Raw genomic sequence first — 22,432 nt, forward strand, 5'->3', positions numbered from 1 at the left:
CTCCCTATGCTTCATTTGTAAGAAAATAAATAGTATCTAGCTTTATTTTCTTTGCAACTTCTACAATCTGATCTATTGTAACTGACTCTATTTTTATAATTAAGTCTTCTATAGGCTCAATATTATTACTAAATACTTGACCATATAAATACTCTGCTAAACTACTAGAGCTATCCCCAAATTCTCTTATTGAGTTAATGATTGACTTTTTAGCATAATCTATTTCCTGATCTGTAATATTTCCTTTTTCCATTTCAATTAGCTGCCTAGCAATTACATCCTTTGTCATTTCGAAATTCTCTATCTCTATACCACTGCTAATCAACATTAGAGACTTGTATTTTTCAACTCTTGAAAAAATATAATAACAAAGACTATTTTCTTCTCTCACTTTTATAAAAAGCTTAGAGTGAGCCCCCCCACCCAGTATACTCGAATATAGCATTAATGCAGGATATAAAGTGTCATAATAAGGTATATTTGTTCTATACCCTAATGTTAGTTTGCCTTGGCTAATATCTGCTTTTTCTTTTATTTCCTTTACTCTTAAATGTTTTACTTCTTCTATTTTGTTTTCAAGATAAACAATTTCATCAATATTTATTTTAAGCGTATTTAGCAATATTTCTTTTATATCATTATGCTTCATATTTCCGACGGCTATAATATCTAATGGGCTAGTTGTAATCACTTTTTTATAGTGATTATACAGACTTTCTGCGGTTATATCCTCTAAATCCAATACATTACCATATTCATAAATACCGTAATTTTCATCTTTACACATTATCTCAATACATCTATCTATTGCATATTTCATTTTATCGTTGATACGACTATTTATGCGATTTTTTAAATTTTCCTTTTCTTGATTAACATAACTTTTTATAAATGAATCATTATCCAAAATAGGATTTATTAGAATATCATTGGCAAGCTCCACACCTTCCTGTAAAACATTGCCCTTTCCTATATAATTTTCATCAGCTACAGACATTGAAAATCTAATAATTTGTCTCTCGCCCTTTTTAGCTACATCACCAAATACATATGCACCGTATAAATCCTCTAGCTTCTTAGATAAATCCTTAGAAGTTTTATATGTATTAGTACCTCTCTGTAACACCATTGGTAAAAGTGCATTGTATGTAACCTCTTCCTTAATCAAGGGTCTTTGGAAATAAAAATTAATTAGGTTTGTTTTAAACTTATCTTCATTAAGTGTATGTAAACATACATTTTTTTTAATTTCTTCACTTTTAATTTTATTCATTTGTATACCTCCTAATGTAATTACTTATTATCCTTATATTTTGCAAGCTCTATTCTTTTTAATAATTCTTGAAGCATGTATTCATCTGGTGTCCACCCATATATCTGGATAAATTTTATATCTTGTGGAGCTTCCAAGGATTTTATTACATTTTGTACCATTTCTAAAGAAGAATTCTTTTGAGATTGATTTGAAATATGTACAATTATAATCTGCCCAACACCATATTCCATTAGTCTTTCCATTTCTTCCTCAATTAACCTTTTATTTAAAAAACTTAATCTAATTTTATTATTATCATATCCATCTTTTTTTAGTAAATTTCTTATTTTTTCTCTAAATAAAACATCTTGCTTTATATAAGTTTCATTTAAGGTTTCTTTATTAAATATCTCTCCAATTAATATTATTCCAGCTCTACTTTTATCCATAACCTGTATGCTCGAATTAACTTTTTCTAAATATGATTTTGCTATTAACTCACTATCCCATAGATAGTTAGTAGATTTAAGTTTCACATCTTCAGTTTGAAATTTAGTCTCTTGAACTATACCCTGGTGTAGCTCTATATCTTTTGTTCCTACTAATGAAATGGGTGTAATAATAATTTGAGAGTTCCCATTATTTATTGCTTGTTGTATGGTTTCTTCTATATAAGGAGCTTGATTTACATATCCTTTATAAACTACATAATCTTCCCCTAGATTTTCTTGTAGCTTTTTGGTCATTAGTTCACTATAAAATGTATTTATATTCCTACCAAGCTTTTCTATCAAAATCTTATGCTTATATAAATCAAAAGGTAGTTTATAAAACTTAAGAAATGCATTAGTATCTTTGAAGTTTTTAATAAGAATTGATGGTTTATATGTTGGTGGGTCAATGTCAAACAATAATATAATTGCCGTTTTATTATCACCGATATTATTATTAAACTTTTCATATGCAATTTCATATTTGCTACCTATAAGAATAGTATTTGCAACCAAATATCCTATAATTAATCCACTTATAGCTTTTTTATAATATCCAAATCTATTATTTTTTTCTTTACTAATTATCAGATATAATAAAATTCCTAAAATCATATATAATATCCTCTCAAATGTACCATTTGTAAGAAGACTTAGTATTGTAATTAATATAAATAAAAAAGATCTGATAAAAATACTCATCTTTACCCCCCTTTCCAAATCAAATACTTCTTAATATGAATATATGTAGTCAAAAATGAATAAAGACGAAGAATATCTTCGCCTTTATTCATTCTATCTATGCACCTGGGGTTATTCTCCTGATAATTTCTTCTACTTCTGTAGCAAACCCGCTTATTGGGCGGCCTTGTCCTATATCTCTAGCTATATTTCCTATTCTTGTAAATAAATCTGGGTCTGCAGTTACAGAAACCCTATCTATATTTCTATCAGCTTTTTTAACTGCGTCCTCTACTTCTTTTTTAATTTGAGCATTTAAATTTCCCTTTGTACCTGATGTCAAATTAATACCAACCAATGCAGTACTATCAGTAATAACTACTGTTGCACTTTTAACATCCTTTAATTTAGTAACTTCTTTTACAATCTTATCAGCCCTATCAGATAAAACTCTATTATCTGTAGTTGTCCTATTATCTGTAGCTATTCTATTGTCTGTAGTCATTCTATTGTTTTCTGGTGCCATTCTGTTTCCTGGTGCCATTTCGTTTGTGTTTGGAAGATTAGTACCAGTTGTAGTTCTATTCCTGTCTATAGTTTGTTGATTTGGAGCGGTTCGGGGCACTGGTCTTTCAGCTGGTCTACATCCTATTGATGCTATTGATACAAGGAGTACAATGCAAATTACTAATAACATATTTTTATTTTTCAAAATATCACCTCCTATATATATTGTTGCTCTTAGATGTTTTTTTATTTAACTACTTTTTTCACTATTTTCTATTGATTAACATGGTTTTTTTTTCATATTTTTGCATACTACTACTTTAAACATATTATTGCTAACAAATGTAGAATAATGTATAATCTTATCTGTGTGCATTTTGTTATAGATTTTAATTTTATATTTTATATATAGAGAGGAAGATTTAGATGAAACTAGGCATTGTTGGTTTGCCTAATGTTGGGAAAAGTACATTATTTAATGCAATTACACAGGCAGGAGCAGAATCTGCTAACTATCCGTTTTGTACTATAGAACCCAACGTAGGAGTTGTATCAGTACCTGATTATAGATTAAATATTCTTAGAGATATGCATAAATCTGAAAGAGTACTGCCGGCTGCAATTGAATTTTATGATATTGCAGGTCTTGTAAGAGGTGCTAGTAAAGGAGAAGGTCTAGGAAATAAGTTTCTATCTCATATCCGGGAAGTAGCTTCAATTGTTCACGTAGTTAGATGCTTTGAAGATTCAAATATTACTCATGTTGATGGAAACGTTGATCCTTTAAGAGATATAGAGACAATAAATCTTGAACTTATTTTTTCAGATTTAGAAGTAGTTGAAAAGAGAATTCAAAAAACTGAAAAGCTACTAAAAAGCGATAAAAATTTAGCAGCAGAGCTTGAACTTCTAAAAAAGGTTGCAGTAGCTCTGGAAGAGGGGATCTCTGCTAGAGCTCTCGAGTATGATGAGAATGAAACTGAAATACTTAAAACATTTAACCTACTATCTACAAAACCTATTATATACGTAGCGAATGTTTCTGAAAATGAAGTTGCAGAGGACGGAGTAAATAATCCATATGTACAAAAACTAAGAGAGTTTGCTAAAGGCGAAGAAGCAGAAGTAGTTGTTATTTGTGCTAAAATAGAAGCAGAAATAGCAGAGCTAGATGAAGATGAAAAACAAATGTTTTTAGAAGAGTTAGGATTAAAGCAATCAGGTTTAGATCGTCTAGTACAAGCATCTTACTCACTTTTAGGTCTTATTAGCTACTTAACAGCAGGCCCAAAGGAAGTAAGAGCTTGGACTATTAAAAAAGGAACTAAGGCACCTGGAGCGGCAGGTAAAATTCATACAGATTTCGAGAGAGGATTTATTCGTGCTGAAGTAGTAGCTTTTAAAGATTTAGTAGAACACGGTAGCCATACAGCAGCTAAAGAAAAGGGGCTTGTACGTCTTGAAGGCAAAGAATATGTAGTACAGGATGGAGACGTTATTTTATTTAGATTTAATGTGTAAAAAGGAAGAGTCTGTGACTCTTCCTTTTTATCTATTTTTTAGCTTTTTAAATTTGCTTAATATTTCATTAGGAAGTAATATTTTTATATATTTACTTCCATTTCTTCCAATTTTAACAATTCTAAAGATAGATCCCTACTTATTCATCTAGTTCTGGTACAACATTAGGCGCCTTTTCTCCAGATAAAGCTCTAACAAGGTTAGTAGCAGCTAACATAGCCATCTCAGAACGTGTTTTCTCAGTGGCTGATCCTATATGAGGTACTGTAACTACATTCGACATTTTAAGAAGAGGATTATTTGGCTCAATCGGTTCTTTATCATAAACATCTAACCCTGCGCCAAATATTTTTTTATTTTCAAGGGCTTCAATTAACGCTTTTTCATCTACTGTTTGTCCTCTAGAAGCATTAATAAAAATTGCTTTTCTTTTCATTAAATCAAATTCTTTAGAGCCTATAAGATGATATGTATCATTATTAAGTGGAGTCATTAATACAATAAAGTCACTCTGCTTTAAAAGTTCTTCAAAGTCACAATATTTTGCGCCTAAAGATTCTTCTATTTCATACTTTCTATTTCTATTGTAATAAAGTACTTCCATATCAAAACCAAATTTTGCCCTTTTTGCTACAGCCTCACCTATTCTTCCCATGCCGATTATACCAACAGTGGCATGGTGAATATCTAGACCAAAAAGATTCTCATTATCCTGTAGTTTCCATCTGCCATCCTTCATATATCTATCTAGTTCTGTAATTCTCCTAGCAGTAGATAACATAAGAGCGAATATTAAATCTGCAACAGAATCATCTAATACTCTTGGTGTATTGGTTCCTATAATATTTCTTGTCTTCATTGCTTTTAAATCGAAATTATTGTATCCAACTGAAACATTACTAACAACCTTTAGTTTTGGAGCACGATGTAATAGTTCTTCATCAATACTAATTCCAGCTAAAAGCAAACCTTCTTTATCATGAATTTTTTTTAGTAATTCACTTCTAGGAATGGGGCCTTCTCCTTCCCACTTCTCATAATCACAAAAATTAGCAATATAGTCTTCGACTTTCTTCGGAATTTTTTGTGCAATATATACTTTGTGTTTGCCCAATGTGATCACTCCAATCTATTTTTGTATTTAGTTATATTATAATAGAGCAAGATCTTGATTTACACTACCTCTATTTAATCTTGTGCAAGCTTAGCTCCCATTTCATATGCTGTTTGAAGAAGTTCTTTAGAGTCACCTACAAAAACTTCATCTGTATTATCCACAAGCATATTATATGAGTATTCAGTATTAATTGCTTTAAAAAATAGATCCATAACTACTGTAGCTCCAATAAACCCTTCTTCTGGCTGTTTTGCTCCTCCTACACATACAAACATGCCTTTTCTTCTTTTATTTTTATCTATTGAGGATTTATTTAATACATATTTACTAGACCAAAAGGATTGGCATCTGTCAATCATAGCCTTCATTATAGCTGTTACAGAGTTAAAATACATAGGTGATCCAATAACTATAATGTCAGCATGATTAAACTTATCGTAAATGCCTGTCATATCATCCTTTTTATAGCAATGTCCAGTTTTACCACAAGAATTACAAGATATACAAGGTTCAAATTTTAAACCCCCTAATTCTATTTTCTCTACTTCCACTCCTTGTGATTTTAGACCTTTAATTACTTCACTTAATAAAATGTCTGTGTTCATTTTAATTCTTGGACTACCTAAAATAACTAAAGCTTTCATCTTAAAACCCCCACTTATCAAAATTCAAATTTCTTTGATGCTACCAGATCGACCAAAGGCCCACTTAAAAACCTCCTGCTCCTCCACCGCCAGCACCACCTCCTCCGCCACCAGTGAAGCCTCCACCGCCTCCTACTGGGGGAGTAACGCTACTGAAAGAATTATTAATACTTTTATTAAATACATTACTTTTATCATTGTTTAAAATAAAGTACCAATACATCCATCCATATCCATAAGGAAAAGTACTTTCACCGTAGTTTGTTTCAATATTAAACTTATTTAATATATCATTATCAATACCTAATGCTAAACCATATATTAAGGAAATATCTTTTGGATATTTAGCTAAATCATCTGTTGAATCATCTTTTTTAAGCTTTTTCATATATTTTTTAAATTCCAGCCATTTTCTATATTGTTCATATCCATAATCAGATTTTCTTGATAGCAACACGATGCCTTGTATTAAAATTAAAACTGAAGTACCCAGTAATACAAACCCAAATGCAGATTCATAAACTAAAGTTACTATACTAATAATTAAAGATATGGGAAAAAGCAACACTAGTGGCAGGCCAAACTTTTTAGTACTATTATCAAAATATCCCTTTGTAATTACATCTTTCTTTATTCTCCTCTGCCACTCCAAATAATGTTTTGTAAAAATTGATCCATTAGTTTTGCTATAGTTTTCTATATCCTTAGTAGTTACAGTTTGGCCATCTCCCATATCGTTAATTAACCAACCTATAAAGTACCTTTCGTGGGACATTAGCTTATCGTCTTCTTCCCTTACCTTAGTTATAGTAAAGTCCTTTAACACATCTTGTTTCTTTTTAAACTCGTCTCCATCCTCTATCCTTACATAACCTTTTCTATAGAGATCAAGTATTGTAGCAATTATGGTGTTGCCACTAATAGTATTGCTTGTAATATATGTAGCTATAGCCGGAGTACAGTCTTCAGGCACATCTAAATATTTTCTTTCTTGTTGAATATCAGTTAATCTTCTAGTCTTAATAGCTAGCAAAGTAAATATAACAACTTCAATTGCCGAAACTATAGCTGCAATTTTGGCAAATAGAGCTCCCCTTGCTTCCCTTTTAATTCTATTCTCTTCAATTTCCTCTTGTAGCCGTGCTTCTTCATTCATAATATTTGAGTAAGCATCTTTATCTACAATATTTTGCGAAGCAAATATAAATTCTCTTGGAAAAAGTATCCTTCCCTCTATAAATGTATCTTTTGGTACATCCTCTACTTGTAAATTAATAGTATTATCTGATATTTTATTTATTTCTCCGTTTAAAGGACCATGAGCAAAAATTTTCACTTTATGGTTTACATCTTTTTCAGGCAGTTTTATATTCACAGAGAAAAAATCTATAGGAGTATCATTTTCTGTTCCTAAAAATTTATAATAAAGCTCACCTATATCATTGTACTTTTTTCCAATATTTTTTATTGTATAGATTATTCTAAATGTCTTTTCTTCATTTTTAGATGGAGAAAATATTTGTAATATTACACTATTGTTTTTCTCTTTGGCTAAGAAAACATTACTATCTCCTTTTTTGGCATCTTCTACTTTTTTGTACTCTAAAACTTTGTCTTTACTGTTTTCTACTACACGTATCCCCTCAATACCTGAGGTGTTTTCTAAAACTATTTCTCTAAATACACCATTATATTTTCCACTAAACTTAAATGTTATATCTTCTACTATTGAAAGGTCCCCATTTTCTAAAATATTGGATTCTACCAGCCATTGGGTAATACCTAATGACTCTTCTCCGCTTGACATTATAGTAGAGCTTATAACCGTTGTTAAAGTAAGAAGTAATAAGGCTATAATTCTAAATGATCTTTTAATTTCAAACACTTCCTTCTTTTTCTAATATTTACTATGAATTTATTTACTTCTTTAATTTAATTATAGGTTAGTTTTTGTATTAACTCAAATCATTATGAAAAATCATTAGACACTATTACATAGACTCCTATAATACTTAATTTTTTAACCTTCATTTAAATTTCAAATGCTACCAATGTTCACAGTCTATTATTTCTTAAAAATGATTGGTAATTGGAAATTTTATACTTTTCTATATATAAAAAAATCCTACTACAATAAATGCAATAGGATTTTTTGAAAAATCTAATAACCTTCTACACTACTATTTTCATCTTTTACTATACTTACAGATGCACTTGCACCAATGCGTGTAGCTCCTGCTTCTATCATTGCTAGAGCAGTTTTTAAATCCCTTACTCCACCAGAAGCCTTTACTCCCATTTCAGGACCTACTGTTTCTCGCATAAGCTGTACATCTTCTACTGTTGCACCACCTGTACTAAAACCTGTGGAGGTTTTAACAAAGTCCGCTCCAGCTTTTTTGGCTAGTTTACAAGCTAATATTTTTTCTTCATTAGTTAACAAACAATTCTCAATAATTACTTTAACTATAGCTCTACCACTTGCAGCATCGACTACAGCTTTAATATCATTTAAAACCTCTTCTTCCTTACCTTCTTTAAGTGCTCCGATGTTGATTACCATATCTATTTCTTTAGCACCATTATCAATAACATCTTTAGTTTCAAATGCTTTAGCCTCTGAGGTCATAGCTCCTAAAGGAAATCCTACTACAGCAGCTACTTTAACATCGGTTCCCTTTAATTGTTCATAGGCAAAAGCAACATTTACTCCATTAACACAAACAGAAAAAAATCCATGTTCCCTTGCTTCCTCACATATCTTTTTAATTTCGTCTTTCTTTGTTTCAGGTTTTAATAGTGTATGATCTATATATTTTGCTATATTCATAATACATCCTCCAAATTAATCTATAATCAACTCTACCATCTCGCCATTTTTAAGAGCAGCTGCATTTCCTTCATCTACGTCGATATGCATTTCCAGCGCATATGTTTCATGAGCCCTTACTAATACATTTTCAAATATAACGGCTCTTTCTCCAGTTGTTCTAACTTTTACTCTTTGCTTATCTACTACACCAAAAGCCTCTGCATCGCTAGTATGCATATGTATATGTCTTGCTGCAGCAATTACCCCTTCTTGCATTTCTACTTCACCATTTGGTCCTACTATTTTAACTCCTGGACTACCTGCAACATCTCCAGAATCTCTTATTGGAGGCTTAACTCCTAAAACAAAGCCATCTGCTAATGATATTTCAACCTGTGTTTTTCCTCTAGCTGGTCCTAGTACTCTTACACCTTTAATTGTTCCTTTAGGACCTACTAAATCTACCTTCTCTTCCGCAGCATACTGTCCTGGTTGCGATAAATCCTTAAACTTAGTTAGATCATAGTTTTTTCCAAATAGTGCTTCAATATCCACCTGACTTAGATGAATATGTCTGTTTGATAGTGCAGCTGGCAACATTTTTTTACTCACAATAATTCCTCCTCCAGTACTTTTAGCCTTTACATAGCTAATAAAAATATGAATTTATAATATTAAAATCATGGTTGTATACAATATTATTATACGTGCTTTTAAATTAAAAATCAAACATAGCTATATAAAATTCTAATTTTTCTTAATCTTTATATAAATAAAAGCTAATTTAGACGGAGCTAGAACTATTAGCTATCGGATAAAATAATAATATTTTGAGGAAAGCATTTGTATTATTATTTTTACTTTCAAATTAGATTTACATAATATGGTTATAGTATATCTACCTAATTATTTTCTTTAATATGTCTTCAAACTCCGGAAAAGATATCGATATACAGCTAGACCCTAAAACCTTTGTCTGGCCTTCTGCCATCATTCCAGCAATAGCCAATGCCATAGCTATTCTATGATCAGCACCACTATCCACTACTGAACCTTTTAGTTTAGTAGGTCCTTCTATTATCATTCCATCCTCTGTTTCTTCTATTTTTGCTCTCATCTTTCTCAGTTGGGTTACCATCATTTCGATCCTGTTGGATTCTTTAACCTTCAGTTCTTCTGCATTTCTTATAATAGTTTTACCTTCTGCAAAGGTAGCAGCAACGGCTAATATGGGTATTTCGTCTATTAGCCTTGGAATTATATTGCCTTCTATGGTTGTTCCTATTAAATTACTATTCTTAACCATAAGATGTCCGTATCTTTCTCCATTAGATACTTTTTCAGAAATTATTTCAATATTAGCTCCCATAGACTTTAATGCATCTATAATGCCTGTTCTAGTTGGATTAAGTCCAACATTCTCGATTAGAAGTTCTGACTTAGGTGAAATTAGGGCTAGAACAATTAAAAATGCAGCAGATGAAATGTCTCCAGGAACAAAAACCTCATTACCTACTAGTTTTTGACTACCCTCTATTTTTATAAAGGTCTCATCTTTTTCTATCTTACCTCCAAAATGATTGACCATTATTTCTGTATGATCCCTCGTTACTTCAGGTTCCTCTATTACAGTAGTACCCGTGCTCTGTAGCCCGGCTAAAATAATAGCGGATTTAACCTGAGCACTAGCTACAGGCAGTTTATAATTAATTGCTTGCAGGTTACCACCCTTTATTATAATAGGAAGCAAGTTATTTTTCTCTACAAAACTAATATTTGCTCCCATTTCCTTCAGTGGATCTGTAATTCGTTTCATAGGTCTGCTTTTTAAAGAATGGTCCCCAGTAAAGCAATAGCTATTATTACTCCCACTAATTAAACCTAACAATAATCTAACAGCAGTACCTGAGTTGCCTGCATCTAGCTGTCCATAATACGGTTTATAGTGTTTGGGCGGCATACCTTTAACTACTGTAATATCATTTTGTTGCTCTACTATTACTCCTAATTTTCCAAGGCAATTTATAGTGTTTTTAACATCCTCAGATAATAATAGATTATGTACATGGGTTTCATTTTCTGCAATACCGCCTAGCATAATACTTCTATGGGAAATGGACTTATCTCCTGAAACTGCTATTTTCCCAATCACTTTATTTACTTTACTTACAACTAAATCCATAATTAACCTCCGCAATGGCTTTTCTGATAATTTCCATAGGTATGTTATTAAATACCTTTACTTGTTCTTTGTCTGTAGGTAGTACAAATGTAATATAATTATCCTTATTCTTTTTATCCATAGCCATAGACTTTAATATTTCTTCACCATTAAATTTATATTCAAATAGATTAGAATAGTATTTATATATTATCTTTTTTATAAACTTATAATAATCTGCTGTAATTAACCTAAGAAAAAAAGATAGATTAGCAGCAAGTAATAACCCTAATGCTACAGCCTCGCCATGAAAAAACTTATTGAAGCTAGTGGATGATTCTATCCCATGAGCAAATGTATGTCCCAAATTTAACGTTTGCCTAAGTCCAAGGTCCATTTCATCCTTTATTACAATTTGCTCCTTCATTTTAATACATTTTAAAATTATTTTATCTAAATCTATATCTCTATTTAAGTACTTCACATAGTTTTTATCTAAATCAACTAATAGGTTGTAGTCCCCTAGCATTCCATATTTTATAACTTCTCCAAATGCAGCTATAAATTCCCTATTAGGTAATGTATTTAAAGTATTAGTATCTACAACTACAGCTTTTGGATGATAAAATGTGCCTAACAGATTTTTGAAGCCTTCGTAGTTTATACCAGTTTTCCCTCCAATACTACTATCTACCTGTGCTAAAAGAGTGGTAGGTATGTGAATCATATCTATTCCTCTCATATATGTAGATGCCACGAAACCACCTAAATCACCAATTACTCCTCCGCCTACAGCAATAAGTACTGAGTTTCTATTATATTTTTCATCAGTTAGCTTATCTATAATTTTTCTATAGTTATCAATAGATTTACTTTCCTCTCCAGATGGAATTATAAAGTGATCAAACTTAGCTCCATTGTTCTTTAATACATCTATTATTGTTTTGCCATAATGATTAAATACATTTTCATCTGTAAGCATAAATACAAACCTGTTTTTAATATAGGAACTTAATAATGAATCAAGCTTCACTATTAAATCCTTAGCCATATATAGAGGATAGGGTTCTCTACCTATATTTATTTGTGTACATAGCATATTATCTACTCCTTAAATAGTCTATATATCTTTTATAGTTTGATAGCATCTCCTCTATACTATCTCCCCCAAACTTTTCCACCATTTCCATTGCTATAATAAAGGCACATATTCCTTCTGCTACAACAGACGCTGCTGGTACTGCACAATTATCACTTCTTTCTACTATAGCTTCTTTTTCTTTCTTAGTTAACATATTTACTGTTTTTAGTGGCTTAGTAAGTGTAGGTATAGGTTTCATATATCCCCTTATAATAATATCCTCCCCATTACTTACACCTGCTTCAATTCCGCCTGCTCTGTTAGTATTACGATAATATCCTTGTACTTCAGAATACCCAATTTCATCATGGAACCGAGATCCTGCTTTACTAGACCCATCTATTCCATCCCCGATCTCTACAGCCTTAATTCCTTGCAATCCCATAATACCTTGGGCTAATATTCCGTCCAATTTTCTATCAAAATGAGCATAGCTCCCTAGCCCGACTGGAACATTTCTAATTACTACTTCAAATGATCCACCTAAGGAGTCCCCAGTTTGTTTGGCCATCTCTATTTCTTGTATCATTTCTACTTCCACATTAGTATCAATACATCTTACTGGAGATTCATCTATTCTATTTTTATAATTAAATATGTCTTTTTGGCAAAATCTATAGTTAACTTGTCCAATTGATATTACATGACCTAATATTTCTATATTAAATATAGATAAAAATTGCTTGGCTATACTACCAACCGCTGTACGAATAGCAGTTTCTCTAGCACTAGCCCTTTCTATTACATTTCGGATATCCATGTGATTGTACTTCAATGCTCCTACTAAATCTCCATGACCTGGACGAGGTTCTTTAATATGATTTTGTTCCCCTTCTAGCTTTTCAAGTCCCATAATATTTGTCCAGTTTTTATAGTCAATATTTTCAATCATAATAGTTAAAGGGCTACCTAGGGTTTTACCGTCTCTTACTCCAGTAATTATCTCTACTCTATCCTTTTCTATTTTCATTCTATTGCCCCTACCATATCCCTGCTGTCTTCTTCTTAAATCTTCATTTATAATATTTATATCAATAGGTATGTTTGAAGGTAAACCTTCTATAATTGCTACTAATCCTTTTCCATGAGACTCTCCAGCAGATAAATAACGAAGCATATTCTTCATCCCTTTCACACTATTAACTATAAAAAGAGAGAGCATATATCCCTCTCTTTACACCTATTTATTATTCATAATAATTAGCATTATATCATCTTTTGGTTGTTCCTGATTAGTATGTATAAATAATTCTTCTCTAATTTTATCATTAATCTCATCATTGCTCTTGCTATAATTATCTATTAATATTTTTTTAAGTCTATCTATGCCAAACATTTCTCCATCAACTCCATAGGCCTCGATAATACCGTCCGTAAAAACACAAATTAATTCATAATCGGATACATTATAGTAATCATCTTCGTATTTTGTATCACAGAAGATTCCTAAAGGTAACCCTCTGTTAAACACAATTTCTTCAGCTATAATAGTAGTACCTTCTTTTTTTATACCTATAGGGAAATGGTGTCCTCCATTTGCTATATTTGTCCTATGAGTCTTTAAATCAATAATAGCAAGTCTAGCTGTGGCATATATATCTAAAGAATTAAAGTCCTCACATAGATTATGATTAATTATAGTTAAAATTTCCGCGGCGGTTTTTTTATCATCTATACAGGACTTTAGAGCACCTTTAATCATAGCAGAGAAATAATTAGCTAAAATACTATGTCCCATAACATCTGCAATGAAAATACACAAGAAGTGATCATTCATAAAAAATATATCACAAAAGTCCCCACCTAAGTTAGCCGTAGGATAAAAATAGTAAGATACTTTAGTCTTATTTGGTAGTGTAATGTTATTGTTAGGCATAATTAATCTTTGTTTTTCCTGAACAAGTTCTAATTCCTTTTCCATCATTTTATGCTCAATTAGTTTAGATGCATTTTTGTATCTCTCTATAGCAAATATAATTTGTGTAGCAAATATATTTAATATCTTCAAATCATCTTCACTATATCTTGATGCATTAGCAACTGCTATATATCCAATCACAATATCATCAATAACTAAATTGTGATAAAGTATAGTTCTTATACTTTCATTTTTAATAAATGAGGGTATATTGCCTTCATTAAAATATTTTCCATTAATTATCTTATATTGTTTATCTTTGAGCTTTATATGAAGATTTTCTGCCAATACTTTTAAATCCTTATTTTTTCCATATGTACTTTCATGGTAAATTCCTTTATCAAAGCCCTTCATAACTATAATAGCAGATTCGCTAAAAGTTACGTTGCATATTTGTTTGCTCAAAGGCTTTAAGAAACTATCTAAATTTAAGTTTTTATACAACTCATCCGTAGCCTTATTAATAAAATTCAGTGATCCTCTTAACTTTTTGATCATAAAATCTGAATCTCTTTTTTTTCTTGTTATTTCAATAGATAATCCTATTAAAGAAGCTACTGATGCAATAAAATCTATATCTTCATCTGTATATTGTGCGCTTTCTTCAATAAAGAAGCAAGTCATGAACCCAATAACCTCATTACTAGATATAAGCGGAAAAACTGCCCTAGATTTATAACCTTCATTTTGCGCCAGAAATCGTTCACTTTTAGCGCGCTCGTCCTTAAAAATATCCTTTATCCATACTATTTTTTTCTCTCTAATTGCCTCATGTATATAGATAGGATAGCTGTCAAAAGCTATGTGATGCTCCTTTTTTTCATTCCTCTTAAAAAAATTCGGAATAAAATCTAAAGTCGAAGAACAAACTAAATGAGCATATTTATAATCACGAATAAATAAATTAACACAAGCTTTAGCAGGAACTATTACATCTAGCATTTTTTCTATAATATCATCTTTTATGTCAAAGAAATTATCTGTTGAAGTTACCATTGTAGAAATTTCTACTAATGCTCTTATTCTGCTATCAGCATATTGCATAATTCTTTCCCCCTAAACTTCTTTTACATATCATTTAATAGTTTTTCAAAGTCAACTCCCTTTTCTTCTTCATCCCTAGCCTTATTTATGATATTAGATAAAAAAGTAATAAATGCTAATGCCAAAATAATGCTAGATACAATCATGTAATAAATAGTATACGGTGTATACCAAGCTGTTATTGCAAGATAAATACTTAAAATAACATATCCCTTAATCTTATTTTTAGATAAAGCTACCTTTTTGTATTTATACCATTTCTTTTCTCTTCTGCTTATTTTACTTTCAATTATTTCATCTATTTCTTCATCATTAGGGAATAAGCCATTATTTTCAATTATTTTTAGTAACTGCTCTTTGTTTACAAGTAATAGTCCATATCTTCCATTTAACTTGCTTACAAAGTCATAACTATCGTTAGTAAAATCTGATGTTGTAACTAAAATGCCTTTTTTTATCTTGTTATCCGTTAGCAAATAAAGAAATTCTTTTACTTCCTTTAGCTCTACATCAAAATCACTTTTATATATATTAAATAATAACATAATTTCTTCTTCCCTGTATACAGAATTTAACAATATATATCTTTGATCACATTCTATAAAATTAAATTTACTAAAACCCATAGGTGCAAATACTTCTCTGATATACTCTTTCATTTCATCAACTGTCTTATTCATAATTTCATTGTAAACCCTTTGACTTGCAACATACCGCCTTTTTTGCTCTTTTAATTGTTCAAATTTATGTTTTCTCCCCATTATAGCTAAGCTATGTACTATAATAAAGCTAACTGTGGAAAGTAATATGGATAAGTATAATTTGTTTGTTTTTAAATATAGATATAAAAATGCTATAAAGAACACAAATATTCTCCAAATAGAATAGTCAAATACTTTAGCAAAATTATTCCTTTTATCATCTTTAACACTTAAGTAATAGTTTTTAAAACGCAGACTATTACTTCTATTTTTTTTATGACCTTTTAATTGATTAGCTATAAAGCGAAATAGTGAATCTATTTTTTTCATTTTTTATCCTCCTATATATTGGACTGAAACTATACATATAAATAATATTATTTCTACTTTTTCCAATAATAGTAAAGTTATACTTAAGAGAAATAAAAAAAGACCTTCTTTCATATTTACTTCAACTTTTGGGTACAGATTTACGCAATAGAATAGCCACAGGATACATGAAATATCCTGTGGCTATTCAAAAACTTAGAAAACATACTTATTGAGCTTGGCCTAATTACAAAAAAAATTTTTTATTTAACCCATAGCTTTTTCTAACTTATCTAAATGTTGTAGAGGAAAATGTCTTAACAGTTCTTTAAACTGCTCAACAGTTAATCCAGAAGTTGTTGTGTAAATCTCGATTTTTTCATCTAATCCAGCATTGATAAATCTAGTTTTTATTTCCTCAAAATTTACTGATGAATTCATATTAAACCCTCCTTGAATAGATTTCAATTATAGTATGAATATATATATACTTTTCTATTCAAAGTACATAAGTTTAATATGATATTAATTTATTCTATAGATAACAATTCTAAATCTCATCTAATATATAAATTTTACTTATATGTTTCTTCTTTTAACGAGGCTACATAAGGCAAGTTTCTATATTTTTCTCCATAATCAATTCCATATCCTACAATAAACTTATCTGGTATTTCAAATCCTATATAATCAATATTTAGATCACATTTTCTTCTTTTAGGTTTATCCAGTAGTGTACATATTTTTAAACTCTTAATATTTCTTGACTTTAAATTATCTGTTAAATATTTTAAAGTTAATCCTGTATCTATAATATCCTCTATAATTAGAACATGTTTTCCTTCTACTTCTAGGTCTAAATCTTTTAATATTCTAACTATACCAGAGCTTTCTGTAGAATATCCATAACTAGAAACAGCCATAAAGTCAATATAAACAGGTATATCAATTTCACGTATAAGATCTGCCATAAAAACATTGGCGCCTTTAAGCACACCTACTACAACTACTTCATCATCTCTATTATAATCTTTTGATATTTTCTCACCTAATTCCTTTACCTTACGAGAAATATCCTCCTTTGAAAATAATATTTCTTCAACATCATTATGCATATGATCACCCTTTCTATTATCTTATAAGATAAAAAATTGTCTGATGCTATCACATCAACTTCTACTAATTTTTAACCTTTGTTAAAAATTTTAAGTACTAAGACTACTGCTAATATCTTTCTTCCTTAAAAACTGCCATCAAATTAGAAAAGTATCCTTTCTTGCTTGTAAATAAATAAATTGAGGAAATTATATATAATATACAATTTCCTCAATTATAACATAATATAATCTTTTTCTGAATATTTTCCTTTAAAATCATATTAATATTCGATGCATTAACTATTACATATTTACTTTTAAAATTCAACGTATTTTAAATCACTTTCTAAGTACCTTGCTAATGCATAGATGGTATCGGATAATCGATTAACATATTTAATAAGTACATCACTAACATATTCCTCTTTCTTTAAGGTTAATATTCGTCTTTCTGCTCTTCTACAAATAGTTCTCGCCACATGAAGGCTAGCAGATGCTTTATTTGTTCCAGGAATTATAAATTTATCCATCTTTGGCATCTTTTCTAAATAGTTATCTATAGTTTCTTCTAAATATTTAATCTGCTCTTCTGATACTTTTGTTTTGAATTTTTCGCCATTTTCAGTTGCAAGTTCTCCTGCAACATTGAACAATTCCCTTTGTATACGATATATTATTTCAACTATTTCCTTGTCATCTATAAAATTTCTTGCTAAGCCGAGCATAGAGTTTAATTCATCAATAGTACCATAACTTTCAACACGTATATCATCTTTTTTTACTCTTTTACCATCATATAAACTAGTTTCTCCACTATCCCCTGTTTTAGTATAAATTCTCATAAATAGCCCTCCTTATCTTATTATATATAAACAAAAACTCACCTATTTTATCCTATATATAACAATTCTAATATTGTACCCTCTTTTTGTGAAAGAGATACAGAATTATACTTTTAAGGACTTCTTAAAACTAAGTTCTTACTAGAGTTAATACCCAACAAGAACCCAGTTTAAGCGAAAGATGAGTTTTATTATTTTATTATTTTATTATTTCGTAGACTTTAAATTTCCTGTAAAGTGGCATGCTACAAATGTTTCATTACCTATGTCTTTTAATTCTGGTGTTTCTTGCTTACAGATATCTTGTCTATACATACATCTTCCGTAGAAACGACAACCTGCCGGTGGATTAACTGGGCTTGGTACGTCTCCTTCTAGTAATATTCTTTCTTTCTTTATATCAATTTGCGGAACTGGAATAGCTGAAAGTAGAGCTTGTGTGTATGGATGCTGTGGTGATTTAAATATTGATTTGTAATCTGAAAGCTCAACAATTTTTCCTAAATACATAACGGCAATTCTGTCACTTACGTGTTTAACAACACTTAGGTCATGAGAAATGAATAAATAGGTTAGCCCCATTTCTTTTTGCAAGTCATCCATCAAGTTTAATATTTGCGCCTGAATAGATACGTCTAGTGCTGATACTGGCTCATCCTGTACAATAAACTTTGGATTTAGAGCTAAGGCTCTTGCTATACCTATTCTCTGTCTTCTTCCACCATCTAGTTCGTGAGGATAGACATTTGTAAGTCTTTCTGCCAAACCTACGGTATCCATTAGTTCTTTTACTCTTTTTTGCATATCAACTTTAGATTTAAATACTTTATTTACTACTAATGGCTCTGCAATAATATCTGATAAGCTCATTCTTGGGTTTAAAGATGCAAATGGATCTTGGAAAACTATTTGCATTTCTTGTCTCATTTGTCTCATTTGCTGTTTGTTAAATTGAAGAATATCTTTACCTTCAAATATTATTTCTCCATCTGTTGCTTCTAATAGTCTTAATACTACCCTACCTGTAGTAGACTTACCACAGCCAGATTCTCCTACTAGTCCTAATGTTTCTCCCTTATTTATATAAAAGTTTACATCGTCCACTGCGTGGAGTAATCCTTTTTTAGTATTAAAATATTTTTTAAGATTTCTAGCTTCTATTAGTCTTTCTGCCATTTTTTTCACCTCCTAGGTTAGTACTTTATTTTTCATATAATAAACAGTTAACGTAATGTCCTGGCTCTACTTCTGTCTTCTTAGGTATCCTTTTACTACATTCTGCTGTTGCCTTTGGACATCTTGGATGGAAAGGACAACCAGTTGGTAGATTCGTTGGATCTGGCATTAATCCCTTAATTGGCTTTAATCTATCTTCGTCTTCTTCGATGTTTGGTATTGAATTAAATAGTCCTAATGTGTAAGGATGTTTTGGGTTTGTAAATAACTTTCTTTTATCTGTATATTCTACTACTTTTCCTGCATACATAATAGCTACCTTATCGCATACATCTGCAACTATTCCTAGGTCATGGGTAATCATAATCATAGATGTTTTAAATTCTTCTTTAAGCTTTTTCATAAGTTCAAGTACCTGTGCTTGAATAGTTACGTCTAGTGCTGTTGTAGGCTCATCTGCAATAAGTAGAGTTGGGTTACAGGCAAGTGCTATCGCAATAACTACCCTCTGTCTCATACCACCACTAAATTGATGTGGATAATCCTTTGCTCTTTCTCCCGGAATTCCTACTGTTTCAAGCATTTCTTGAGCCTTTGCCCATGCTTGTTTTGCATTAACCTTTTGGTGGAGTTTTATAACTTCTCCAATTTGATCTCCAACTGTCATTACTGGGTTTAATGAAGTCATAGGATCTTGGAAAATCATTGATATTTTATTACCTCTAACTTTTCTAAGTTCTTGTTGGTTTTTCTTTAAAAGGTCTTCACCTTCAAATAATATTTCTCCACTAACAATTTTACCCGGAGGGTCTGGAACAAGTTGCATAATTCCTAGAGCTGTTGTTGTTTTGCCAGCTCCTGTCTCTCCTACTAATCCTAGAGTCTCACCTTTTCCAACTTCTAAACTCATATCTTCTACGGCACGGACTGTTCCATCCTCCGCTATATAATGAATAGCTAGGTCTTTTATTTCTAATAAATTATTTTTACTCATTCTCTTTCTCACTCCTATCCTTTTGAGATTAGTTCTTTAGTCTAGGATCAAGTGCATCTCTTAATCCGTCACCTAGAAGGTTTAGAGCAAATATAGTAATCATAATTGCAAGGCCTGGAAATGTAGCTACATGCCAATGATCTCTAAGGTATTCACGACCACTAGATAGCATTGCTCCCCACTCTGGTGTTGGTGGCTGAATTCCTAAACCTATAAAGCTTAGTCCAGCTGCTGATAAAATTGCTCCCGCAACTCCTAATGTTGCTTGTACAATAATTGGTGCCATTGAGTTTGGCAGAATATGCTTTGTAATAATTCTAAAATCACTTGCTCCAACAGCTCTCGCCGCTTCAATAAACTCCTGATCCCTAATAGATAATACAGAAGCTCTAACTATACGGGCATAGGATGGAATCGATCCAATACCTACGGCAATCATTACATTTTTAAGTCCTGGTCCTAGAGCTGCTACAATTGATATAGCAAGTAGGATTCCAGGAATAGCAAGTAAAATATCCATTACCCTCATAACAAAGTTATCTAATTTTCCACCATAATATCCTGCTATAGCTCCAAAAGCTCCTCCTATTATGGCAGAAATACCTACGGCTATAAATCCAACTTGAAGAGAAATTCTTGAACCATAAATAATACGACTAAAAATATCTCTACCAAAGTTATCTGCTCCTAGTAAATACTTACCCCCTGGAGCTTGCAGTTTATCCTTTAAATTCTGATCGTCAAAACCGTATGGTGCAATAAAATCTGCAAAGATTGCTGCAAAGATTAAAAGTAAAATAATAAAAAGACCCACCATAGCCATTTTATTTTTCTTTAATCTTCTCCACACATCACGCCAAGGGCCTGATTTTCTCTTTTTACTAACTGTTTTTTTATCCTGACCATCTATATTTTTAACAATTGATTTTGTTTCTGACATAGAGCTGCCCCCTTTCCAATTAACACATTAAATATTATTAATGCTTTTTTCTATAAAATAAATAGTTATTTTACAATAACGAATTATATAACTTTCTTAATTAATAATTAATAATTAAAACTACTTATATTGTGACTTAATTCTCGGATCTACAAAGGCATATAGAATATCTACAAGAAGGTTAATAATACTAAACGTAATAGCAATAAATAATACTCCACCTTGTACAACTGGGAAGTCTCTAGATTTAATAGAGTCTACCATTAAACGTCCTACTCCTGGAATAGAGAAAATAGATTCCGTTAATACGGCTCCGCCTAAAAGCCCCCCAAATTGAAGTCCGATAACTGTAATAATTGGAATAAGTGCATTTTTAAGGGCATGTCGATTTATTACAATGGATTCTGTCTGACCTTTAGCTCTTGCTGTTCTAATATAATCTTGACGCACTACTTCAAGCATACTAGATCTAGTCATACGAGTAATAATAGCTGCAGAGCTTGTTCCTATAGTAATTGCAGGTAATACCATGTGCTTTAGGCTAGTAAAGCCAGATGATGGAAACCATTTTAAATATACAGAAAAAAATAGAATCATCATAAGTCCTTGCCAGAAGTTTGGCATAGAAACTCCGATTAAAGCTGCAACCATACTAACTGAATCAAATATAGAATATTGTTTTGTAGCTGAAATAATTCCTGTAGGAATACCTAAAAGAACAGCAACTATAACCCCTGCGGCAGCTAATTTTAAAGTAGCTGGAAATCTATCTGTAATTTCACCTACTACAGGTCGTTTTGTTACGTAGGATCTACCTATATCTTGATTAACTACTGCATTTTTAACATATCTACCATATTGAACAAGAAAAGGATCATCTAACCCCATTTCCTCTCTTAATCTTTCAACTTCGGCTTTAGGTGCTGTCTCACCAAGCATAATTTTTGCAGGATCTCCAGGTGTAAAATACATTAGGGTAAATACTATAAATGATACGCCTAACATAACAGGGATTAACATAATAAGTCTTTTAAATATATATTTATGCATTTAAAATCCTCCTTTCTCAATTTCCTAACTA

At 31.0% G+C, this 22,432-nt stretch carries 21 protein-coding genes; 1 reads left to right on the top strand and 20 read right to left on the bottom strand.

Annotated features, from left to right (window positions below; all coding sequences use genetic code 11):
- Window positions 1-4: 4 nt before the first annotated feature.
- The 3 genes from yfmF to HYG84_RS14490 form a co-directional block, all read right to left on the bottom strand.
- Complete coding sequence (gene yfmF / locus HYG84_RS14480; RefSeq protein WP_212378426.1) at window positions 5-1,273, bottom strand: EF-P 5-aminopentanol modification-associated protein YfmF; 1,269 nt, start codon at window positions 1,271-1,273, stop codon at window positions 5-7.
- 20 nt (window positions 1,274-1,293) lie between these two features.
- Window positions 1,294-2,448, bottom strand: coding sequence for a hypothetical protein (locus HYG84_RS14485; RefSeq protein ID WP_212378427.1), 1,155 nt, complete (start codon window positions 2,446-2,448; stop codon window positions 1,294-1,296).
- A 97-nt stretch (window positions 2,449-2,545) separates the two neighbouring features.
- Window positions 2,546-3,139 (bottom strand): YhcN/YlaJ family sporulation lipoprotein, encoded by a 594-nt coding sequence (locus tag HYG84_RS14490; RefSeq protein ID WP_212378428.1) that lies wholly within the window; start codon window positions 3,137-3,139, stop codon window positions 2,546-2,548.
- Window positions 3,140-3,360: 221 nt separating this feature from the next.
- Between HYG84_RS14490 and ychF the strand changes: the two genes are divergently transcribed.
- Entirely contained in the window at window positions 3,361-4,455 is a 1,095-nt protein-coding gene (gene ychF / locus HYG84_RS14495) for a redox-regulated ATPase YchF (RefSeq protein ID WP_212378429.1), read from the top strand.
- Between the two features lie 139 nt (window positions 4,456-4,594).
- Here the strand turns inward: ychF and HYG84_RS14500 are convergent, their stop codons facing one another.
- The 17 genes from HYG84_RS14500 to nikB all read right to left on the bottom strand — a co-directional run bounded on the left by HYG84_RS14500 (window position 4,595) and on the right by nikB (window position 22,401).
- Complete coding sequence (locus HYG84_RS14500) at window positions 4,595-5,569, bottom strand: 2-hydroxyacid dehydrogenase (RefSeq protein ID WP_212378430.1); 975 nt, start codon at window positions 5,567-5,569, stop codon at window positions 4,595-4,597.
- A 74-nt stretch (window positions 5,570-5,643) separates the two neighbouring features.
- On the bottom strand, window positions 5,644-6,216 hold the full coding sequence (locus tag HYG84_RS14505) for a flavodoxin family protein (protein WP_212378431.1): 573 nt from the start codon (window positions 6,214-6,216) through the stop codon (window positions 5,644-5,646).
- Window positions 6,217-6,280: 64 nt separating this feature from the next.
- A complete protein-coding gene (locus HYG84_RS14510) occupies window positions 6,281-8,101 on the bottom strand; it encodes a DUF2207 domain-containing protein (RefSeq protein ID WP_249168641.1) in 1,821 nt (606 codons plus the stop codon).
- A 276-nt stretch (window positions 8,102-8,377) separates the two neighbouring features.
- Window positions 8,378-9,046: a deoxyribose-phosphate aldolase gene (gene deoC / locus HYG84_RS14515; RefSeq protein ID WP_212378433.1), complete on the bottom strand. Its 669-nt coding sequence runs from the start codon at window positions 9,044-9,046 to the stop codon at window positions 8,378-8,380.
- A gap of 15 nt (window positions 9,047-9,061) precedes the next feature.
- A complete protein-coding gene (gene pduL, locus HYG84_RS14520; RefSeq protein ID WP_212382315.1) occupies window positions 9,062-9,628 on the bottom strand; it encodes a phosphate propanoyltransferase in 567 nt (188 codons plus the stop codon).
- A 298-nt stretch (window positions 9,629-9,926) separates the two neighbouring features.
- Complete coding sequence (aroA, locus tag HYG84_RS14525; protein ID WP_212378435.1) at window positions 9,927-11,210, bottom strand: 3-phosphoshikimate 1-carboxyvinyltransferase; 1,284 nt, start codon at window positions 11,208-11,210, stop codon at window positions 9,927-9,929.
- The gene (gene aroB, locus HYG84_RS14530) at window positions 11,191-12,288 is read right to left on the bottom strand and encodes a 3-dehydroquinate synthase (protein WP_212378437.1); all 1,098 of its coding nucleotides are present in this window, start codon (window positions 12,286-12,288) and stop codon (window positions 11,191-11,193) included. The genes aroA and aroB overlap by 20 nt, the downstream gene beginning before the upstream one ends.
- A gap of 1 nt (window position 12,289) precedes the next feature.
- On the bottom strand, window positions 12,290-13,456 hold the full coding sequence (aroC, locus tag HYG84_RS14535) for a chorismate synthase (protein ID WP_330655632.1): 1,167 nt from the start codon (window positions 13,454-13,456) through the stop codon (window positions 12,290-12,292).
- A gap of 54 nt (window positions 13,457-13,510) precedes the next feature.
- A complete protein-coding gene (locus HYG84_RS14540; protein ID WP_212378439.1) occupies window positions 13,511-15,292 on the bottom strand; it encodes a GAF domain-containing SpoIIE family protein phosphatase in 1,782 nt (593 codons plus the stop codon).
- A gap of 23 nt (window positions 15,293-15,315) precedes the next feature.
- Window positions 15,316-16,323, bottom strand: a complete 1,008-nt coding sequence (locus tag HYG84_RS14545) for a restriction endonuclease (RefSeq protein WP_212378441.1) — start codon at window positions 16,321-16,323, stop codon at window positions 15,316-15,318.
- A gap of 246 nt (window positions 16,324-16,569) precedes the next feature.
- The gene (locus HYG84_RS14550; RefSeq protein ID WP_212378443.1) at window positions 16,570-16,743 is read right to left on the bottom strand and encodes a hypothetical protein; all 174 of its coding nucleotides are present in this window, start codon (window positions 16,741-16,743) and stop codon (window positions 16,570-16,572) included.
- A gap of 134 nt (window positions 16,744-16,877) precedes the next feature.
- Window positions 16,878-17,417, bottom strand: a complete 540-nt coding sequence (hpt, locus tag HYG84_RS14555; protein ID WP_212378445.1) for a hypoxanthine phosphoribosyltransferase — start codon at window positions 17,415-17,417, stop codon at window positions 16,878-16,880.
- Window positions 17,418-17,716: 299 nt separating this feature from the next.
- Complete coding sequence (locus tag HYG84_RS14560; protein ID WP_212378447.1) at window positions 17,717-18,241, bottom strand: cob(I)yrinic acid a,c-diamide adenosyltransferase; 525 nt, start codon at window positions 18,239-18,241, stop codon at window positions 17,717-17,719.
- Window positions 18,242-18,448: 207 nt separating this feature from the next.
- Window positions 18,449-19,417, bottom strand: a complete 969-nt coding sequence (locus HYG84_RS14565; protein ID WP_212378449.1) for an ABC transporter ATP-binding protein — start codon at window positions 19,415-19,417, stop codon at window positions 18,449-18,451.
- A gap of 25 nt (window positions 19,418-19,442) precedes the next feature.
- Window positions 19,443-20,411 (bottom strand): ABC transporter ATP-binding protein, encoded by a 969-nt coding sequence (locus HYG84_RS14570; protein ID WP_212378450.1) that lies wholly within the window; start codon window positions 20,409-20,411, stop codon window positions 19,443-19,445.
- 28 nt (window positions 20,412-20,439) lie between these two features.
- On the bottom strand, window positions 20,440-21,351 hold the full coding sequence (nikC, locus tag HYG84_RS14575) for a nickel transporter permease (protein ID WP_212378452.1): 912 nt from the start codon (window positions 21,349-21,351) through the stop codon (window positions 20,440-20,442).
- A 120-nt stretch (window positions 21,352-21,471) separates the two neighbouring features.
- Entirely contained in the window at window positions 21,472-22,401 is a 930-nt protein-coding gene (nikB, locus tag HYG84_RS14580; protein WP_212378454.1) for a nickel ABC transporter permease, read from the bottom strand.
- Between the last annotated feature and the right edge of the window lie 31 nt (window positions 22,402-22,432).

This window comes from Alkaliphilus sp. B6464 (assembly GCF_018141165.1).
GTDB lineage: Bacteria > Bacillota > Clostridia > Peptostreptococcales > Natronincolaceae > Alkaliphilus_B.